This window comes from Micromonospora acroterricola (assembly GCF_003172955.1).
Classification (GTDB): Bacteria; Actinomycetota; Actinomycetes; order Mycobacteriales; family Micromonosporaceae; genus Micromonospora; species Micromonospora acroterricola.
Map to the genome: position 1 here is coordinate 1 of NZ_QGKR01000066.1, position 6,171 is coordinate 6,171.

Sequence of the window (6,171 nt, forward strand, 5' to 3'; positions counted from 1 at the left end):
GGTGAGCGGGGTGCAGTTGCGGGGGTTTGGGTGGCGGCACGCCGGGCGGCTCGCCTGGGCCGTGCGCGGGGTGGACCTCCGGATCGAGGCTGGGGAACGGGTCCTGCTGCTCGGGCCGTCGGGGGCCGGCAAGAGCACCCTGCTCAGCGCGCTGGCCGGGCTGCTGCCCGAGGACTCCGGCGAGCAGGAGGGCACCGTCGAGATCGACGGGCTCGACCCGCGCAAGGGCCGGGAACGGGTCGGCATCGTCTTCCAGGACCCGGAGACCCAACTGGTGATGGCCCGCTGCGGCGACGACGTCGCGTTCGGGCTGGAGAACCGGGGCGTGCCGGCCGGCGAGATCTGGCCCCGGGTGGACGAGGCGCTGCACCGGGTCGGCTTCCCGTACTCCCGGGACCGGAACACCTCCGCGCTCTCCGGCGGCGAACAGCAACGCCTCGCCCTGGCCGGCGCGCTGGCGCTGCGACCCGGCCTGCTGCTGCTCGACGAGCCGACCGCCAACCTCGACCCGGCCGGCGCCGACCTGATCCGGCGGGCGGTGGCCGGCGCGTTGGACGCCGACACCACACTGATCCTGGTCGAGCACCGGGTCGCCGAGGCGCTGTCACTGGTCGACCGGGTGGTCGTCCTGGAACCCGGCGGGGGGGTCCGCGCGGACGGCCCGCCCGAGGCGGTCTTCGCCGCGCACGGCGACGCCCTCGCCGCCGAGGGCGTCTGGGTGCCGGGCCACCCCATCGCCCCCCGGCGGGCCACCGCCACCCCGGGGGAGCTGCTGCTCACCGCCGACCGCCTCGGCCTGCCACCCCGGCTGGGCCCCACCGACCTGGGGGTACGCGCCGGCGAGGCACTCGCCGTACGCGGGCCGAACGGCGCCGGCAAGTCCACCCTGGCGCTGCTGCTCGGCGGGCTGCTCCGGCCGGGCGCCGGGCGGGTCACCGCGTCGGCCGAGCTGGCCGGAACGGACCACCGCACTCCCCCGCACCGGTGGCGGGCACCCGCGCTGGCCCGACGTATCGGGTCGGTCTTCCAGGACCCGGAGCACCAGTTCGTCACCAGCACCGTCTTCGACGAGCTGGCGCTCGGCCCGCGCCGCACCGGGCAGACCGAGGCGGCCGTCAAGGCCACCGTGGCCGGGCTGCTCGACCGGCTCCGACTGTCCCGGCTCGCCGCCGCCAACCCGTACACCCTCTCGGGTGGGGAGGCGCGGCGGCTGAGCGTCGCGACCGCCCTGGCCACCGCGCCCCGCCTGCTGATCTGCGACGAACCCACCTTCGGTCAGGACCGGCGGACCTGGCGGGAGCTGGTCGACCTCTTCGCCGAGCTGCGCGACGCCGGGCACGGCGTGGTCACCGTGACCCACGACCCGGACTTCGTCGCCGCGCTCGCCGACCGCACCGTCACGCTGGAGCGACCGTGACCCGTCGACCGCACCATCACCCCGGAGTGACCGTGACCGGCCGGGACGCCAACCGATGATCAGCATCGAGCCGGTCGCCGCGCCCGGTGCGCCGCTGGCCCGCCGCAACCCGGTGGCGAAGGTGGCCGCGGCGCTGGTCTTCTCGTTCACGCTGCTGGCCACCCTGGACCCGGTGGCCCCGGCGATCGCCATCGCGGTCGAACTCGCCGTCCTGCCGCTGTTCGGCATCCGCTACCGGGTCCTGGCCCGGCGGGCCTGGCCGCTGCTGGCCAGCGCCGCCGGCATCCTGGTCACCCTGGTGCTGTTCGCCGCCGACCGGTCCGGCCGGGTGCTGCTGGACGCGGGCCCGGTGCTGGTGACCACCGGAGTGCTGCTCACCGCGCTCGGCCTGGTGCTGCGGGTGCTCGCGGTGGCCCTGCCCGGCGTGATCGTCTTCGCCACCACCGACCCCACCGACCTGGCCGACGCGCTGATCCAGAACGCGAAGGCGCCGGCCCGGTTCGCCATCGGAGCGCTGGCCGCGTTCCGGCTGGTGCCGCTGCTCGGCCAGGAGTGGCAGATGATCAGCATGGCCCGGCGGGCGCGGGGCGTCGACGCCGGGCGCAACCCGGTGGCGAAGCTGCGACTGTTCACCTCGACGGCGTTCGCGCTGCTGGTCGGTGCGATCCGCCGGGGCACCCGGCTGGCCGTGGCGATGGACGCGCGCGGCTTCGACGCCGGCACCCCGCGCACCGTGGCCCGCCGCCAGCCCTTCACCCGCGCCGACGCCGTGCTCATCGTCGCCGCCGCCGCGCTGGCCGGCGCCGCCCTCACCGCCAGCATCCTGCTGGGCACCTTCCGCCCCCTGCTCGGCTGAGTCGCTTCTCCCCGCAGCGTGCCGACCGGCGTCGCTCCGCCTCGCCCCGCCGCCGGGCCAGCATGATCCGCGCACCATCAGGGATGGTGCTGCGTCGCGGGGCGGTGAGGCAGCACCATCCCTGATGGTGCTGCTGCCTCACCGCCCGCGACGCCGGGGCAGCACGCCGGGTGGGTGCGGGTCGGTCAGCTGCGGCGGAAGGCGTAGCGGCGGCTCTGGCCGGCTGGTTGACCACGCCCGCCGGCCGAGCGCGTCCCGCCACCCTGCGGCGGTCCGGCCGTCGGCGCCTTTGGTCGCCCGGCCACCTTCGACAGGTCTGCCACCACCGGCGCGTCGACCGCTGCCGGCACGTCGATCGGCGGCACCATCTCACCCGGCACCACCCCCGGCAGAGCCGGCTGATTCAGCACCGCCGGCAGAGCCGGCTCGACCAGCACTGCCGGCTCACCCAATGCCGCCGGAAGCGCAGGCTCGGCCAGGAGCGCCGGTTCGACCGTGAGTTCCACGTCGGGGCGGGTTGGTAGGAGCGCGTCATGGCCGGCCGCCTCTGTGCCGGCGGACGTGGGTGCGGTGGTACGGGACTTCTTCCGATTGCGTCTGGCGGGCATCCGGGCCTCCTTCGGTGCCGACCTCACTGCCGGTCCCGCGCTCCGGGGCCGGTCGGCTCGACTGGTGACCGTCGCGGCGCGACAGTCGGATCGGGAAGGGACTGCTCACCGGGATCGACAACGTCAGCACCGCGACACGGCGGATGCGGAATGCGGGACGCCCGGGAGCGCACGGACCGCGGCGCGGGGCGGCGGGCCGGCTCGGAGGTGGGGCGTCACTTACGCATGCCGACACGCTATCCCGTGGGCGGGCGGCGGCGCATCCGGTTTTCCTGGCAGCATCGGCGGCATGCTGATCGCGTTCTCGATTACCCCGCTCGGTGTCGGTGAGTCCGTTGGTGACCTGGTGGCCGAGGCGGTGCGGGTGGTCCGCGAGTCCGGCCTGCCCAACCGGACGGACGCCATGTTCACCACCGTCGAGGGCGAGTGGGACGAGGTGATGGCGGTGGTGAAGCGGGCGGTCGACGTGGTGGCCGCGCAGGCGCCCCGGGTGAGCGTGGTGCTCAAGGCCGACGTCCGGCCGGGAGTGACCGACGCGCTCACCACGAAGGTGGCGCGCGTGGAGGATCGACTGGCCCGGGGCTGAGCGCCACCGACCGGTCACCGGCTGTCGACGAGGCAGCCCGCCGCATCGCGCACCGCGATACGGTCGCAGCACGGCAGTACGACGGCGAGAGGTGGCGGCACGGATGGCTGAGCAGGCGACGGCGCAGATCGGCGTGACCGGGCTGGCGGTGATGGGCCGCAATCTGGCCCGCAACCTGGCCCGCAACGGTTTCACGGTGGCGGTGCACAACCGCTCGCCGGAGCGCACCCGCAGCCTGATCGCCGAGCACGGCGACGAGGGCACCTTCGTGCCCGGTGAGTCGATGGCCGACTTCGTGGCGTCGCTGGAACGCCCCCGCGCGGTGATCGTGATGGTCAAGGCGGGCGCGCCCACCGACGCGGTGATCGACGAGCTGGTGCCGCTGCTGGAGGAGGGCGACATCGTCGTCGACTGCGGCAACGCCCACTTCGCCGACACCCGCCGGCGGGAGGAGGCGCTGCGCACGCACGGTCTGCACTTCGTCGGCACCGGCGTCTCCGGCGGCGAGGAGGGCGCGCTCCTCGGGCCGAGCATCATGCCGGGCGGCTCCGCCGAGTCGTACGCCAAGCTCGGCCCGATGTTCGAGAAGATCGCCGCCCACGTGGACGGCGTGCCGTGCTGCATGCACATCGGGCCGGACGGCGCCGGGCACTTCGTCAAGATGGTGCACAACGGCATCGAGTACGCCGACATGCAGCTCATCGCCGAGGCGTACGACCTGCTCCGGGCTGGCCTGGACGCGCAGCCGGCGGAGATCGCGGAGATCTTCCGCGACTGGAACAGCGGCGAGCTGGAGTCCTTCCTCATCGAGATCACCGCCGACGTGCTGGCGCACCGTGACGCGGCCACCGGCGGGCCCTTCGTGGACGTCGTGCTGGACCGGGCCGAGCAGAAGGGCACCGGGCGCTGGACGGTGCAGAGCGCGCTGGATCTGGGCATCCCGATCACCGGGATCGCCGAGGCGACCTTCGCCCGCTCGCTCTCCGGCCACGTCGACCAGCGGGAGGCGGCCCGGCGGGCGTTCCCGGACGCCGGGGAGAAGTGGCAGGTGACCGACCGGGACGCGTTCGTCGAGGACGTCCGCCGGGCGCTGCTCGCTTCCAAGATCGTCGCGTACGCGCAGGGCTTCGACCACATCCGCGCCGGCAGCCAGGAGTACGACTGGAACATCGACCTGGGCGGCACGGCCACCATCTGGCGGGGCGGCTGCATCATCCGGGCCCGCTTCCTCAACCGCATCCGTGAGGCGTACGACGAGCAGCCCGACCTGCCGACGCTGCTGGTGGCGCCGTACTTCGCCGACGCGGTCGGCGCCGGGGTGCCGAGCTGGCGGCGGGTGGTCGCCGACGCGACCCGGGCGGGGGTGCCCACGCCGGCGTTCTCGTCGTCGCTGGCGTACTTCGACGCGCTGCGCGCCGAGCGGCTGCCCGCCGCGCTGATCCAGGGCCTGCGGGACAACTTCGGCGCGCACACCTACCAGCGTGTCGACCGGGAGGGCTCGTTCCACACCACCTGGGCGGGCGACCGCACCGAGTCCCCCGCGTAGTCGGTACGGCGCCGTGCGCCGTGATCGTGCCGGATCCTGGATGTAGTGCCCTCCCCAGCGTGGGAGGCCACTACATCCATGTTCGAGGGAATCATGGGGAGGACGGTGCGCGCCTCGGGCGCGGGCAACGGTCAGGCGACGGTGGCGTGCATCTCCCAGACGAGGATCTCGGCCGGCTCGTCGGCGGTGACCCGGCGACCGCCGGTCATGGTGAGCCGGGCCGCGTCGCCGGTGCCGAGCGGCCCGCTGCCCTCCAACGTCACCGTGCCGTCCGGCACGTACAGGTGCACGAAGGGCGCGTCCGGGAGGGTGACCTCGTCGCCGGGGGCGAGCCGGGCGGCGTGGAGGGTCGCGTACCGGTTGCGGATCCGGATCGCGGACGCGCCGTCGTAGCGTTCCATCCCGGAGGCGACCGGCACGAGGCCGCCGCGCAGCAGCTCGTCCTCGATTTCCAGCTGCTCGTAGCCGGGGTCGACGCCCTGCTCGTCGGGGAGCACCCACATCTGCACGAAGTGCACCGGGTCGCTGTGCGGCTCCTGGTTGTTGAGGCGCCAGGCGTCGTTCTTCTCCGAGTGCAGGATGCCGGTGCCGGCGCTCATCCGCTGGGCCAGCCCCGGGTAGATCACCCCGGTGTGCCCGGTGGAGTCCTGGTGCACCAGAGAGCCGCGCAGCACCCAGGTGACGATCTCCATGTCCTCGTGCGGGTGGGTCTCGAAGCCGGCGCCCGGGCGGACCACGTCGTCGTTGTTGACCAGCAGCAGGCCGTGGTGGGTGTTGGCCGGGTCGTAGTGCCGGGAGAACGAGAAGGAGTGCTTGGAGTCCAGCCAGGAGATCCGGGTGGCGAAGCGGTCCTCGGCCCGGCGCAGGTCGACCGACGGGGCGGGAGCGGTCGCGGTCACCAGGCACGCTGCCCGGTGTCGGCCGGCGACGGCGCCCAGGTCAGGGCCGGGTCCCCGCTGGCCAGCTCGGCGATCTCGCCGGAGCGCAGCTGCGGGGTGTGGCCGAACTCGGCGCAGTGCTGCTCGGCGATCTCCGCGCAGATCTCGGCGACCTGCTCGCAGATCGGGTCACCCAGATCGGCCGCGTTCAACGCCATGATCATCTTGTACCGGAGATCCCGCACAACCCCACCCCCTGTCTCTTATACCCATCTGACGC

At 73.9% G+C, this 6,171-nt stretch carries 7 protein-coding genes; 4 read left to right on the top strand and 3 right to left on the bottom strand.

Annotation, left to right across the window (positions count from 1 at the left end; genetic code table 11):
* The first annotated feature begins 1 nt into the window (after position 1).
* The gene (locus DKT68_RS00985; RefSeq protein WP_109815553.1) at positions 2 to 1,417 is read left to right on the top strand and encodes an ABC transporter ATP-binding protein; all 1,416 of its coding nucleotides are present in this window, start codon (positions 2 to 4) and stop codon (positions 1,415 to 1,417) included.
* A 55-nt stretch (positions 1,418 to 1,472) separates the two neighbouring features.
* Entirely contained in the window at positions 1,473 to 2,273 is an 801-nt protein-coding gene (locus DKT68_RS00990; RefSeq protein WP_109815554.1) for an energy-coupling factor transporter transmembrane component T family protein, read from the top strand.
* A gap of 185 nt (positions 2,274 to 2,458) precedes the next feature.
* Here DKT68_RS00990 and DKT68_RS31040 read toward each other — a convergent pair whose 3' ends face one another.
* Positions 2,459 to 2,881 carry a hypothetical protein gene (locus tag DKT68_RS31040; protein WP_161556602.1) on the bottom strand — a complete coding sequence of 141 codons (423 nt, stop codon included), beginning with the start codon at positions 2,879 to 2,881 and terminating at the stop codon, positions 2,459 to 2,461.
* Between the two features lie 289 nt (positions 2,882 to 3,170).
* On the opposite strand from DKT68_RS31040, the gene DKT68_RS01000 reads away from it, so the two are divergent.
* Both DKT68_RS01000 and gndA read left to right on the top strand, forming a co-directional pair.
* Positions 3,171 to 3,467: an MTH1187 family thiamine-binding protein gene (locus tag DKT68_RS01000; protein ID WP_109815556.1), complete on the top strand. Its 297-nt coding sequence runs from the start codon at positions 3,171 to 3,173 to the stop codon at positions 3,465 to 3,467.
* Positions 3,468 to 3,570: 103 nt separating this feature from the next.
* Complete coding sequence (gndA, locus tag DKT68_RS01005; protein ID WP_109815557.1) at positions 3,571 to 5,013, top strand: NADP-dependent phosphogluconate dehydrogenase; 1,443 nt, start codon at positions 3,571 to 3,573, stop codon at positions 5,011 to 5,013.
* Between the two features lie 131 nt (positions 5,014 to 5,144).
* Here the strand turns inward: gndA and DKT68_RS01010 are convergent, their stop codons facing one another.
* Both DKT68_RS01010 and DKT68_RS01015 read right to left on the bottom strand, forming a co-directional pair.
* Positions 5,145 to 5,912 (bottom strand): pirin family protein, encoded by a 768-nt coding sequence (locus DKT68_RS01010; RefSeq protein WP_109815558.1) that lies wholly within the window; start codon positions 5,910 to 5,912, stop codon positions 5,145 to 5,147.
* Positions 5,909 to 6,136: a thioredoxin reductase gene (locus DKT68_RS01015; RefSeq protein WP_109815559.1), complete on the bottom strand. Its 228-nt coding sequence runs from the start codon at positions 6,134 to 6,136 to the stop codon at positions 5,909 to 5,911. The genes DKT68_RS01010 and DKT68_RS01015 overlap by 4 nt, the downstream gene beginning before the upstream one ends.
* Positions 6,137 to 6,171: the final 35 nt, after the last annotated feature.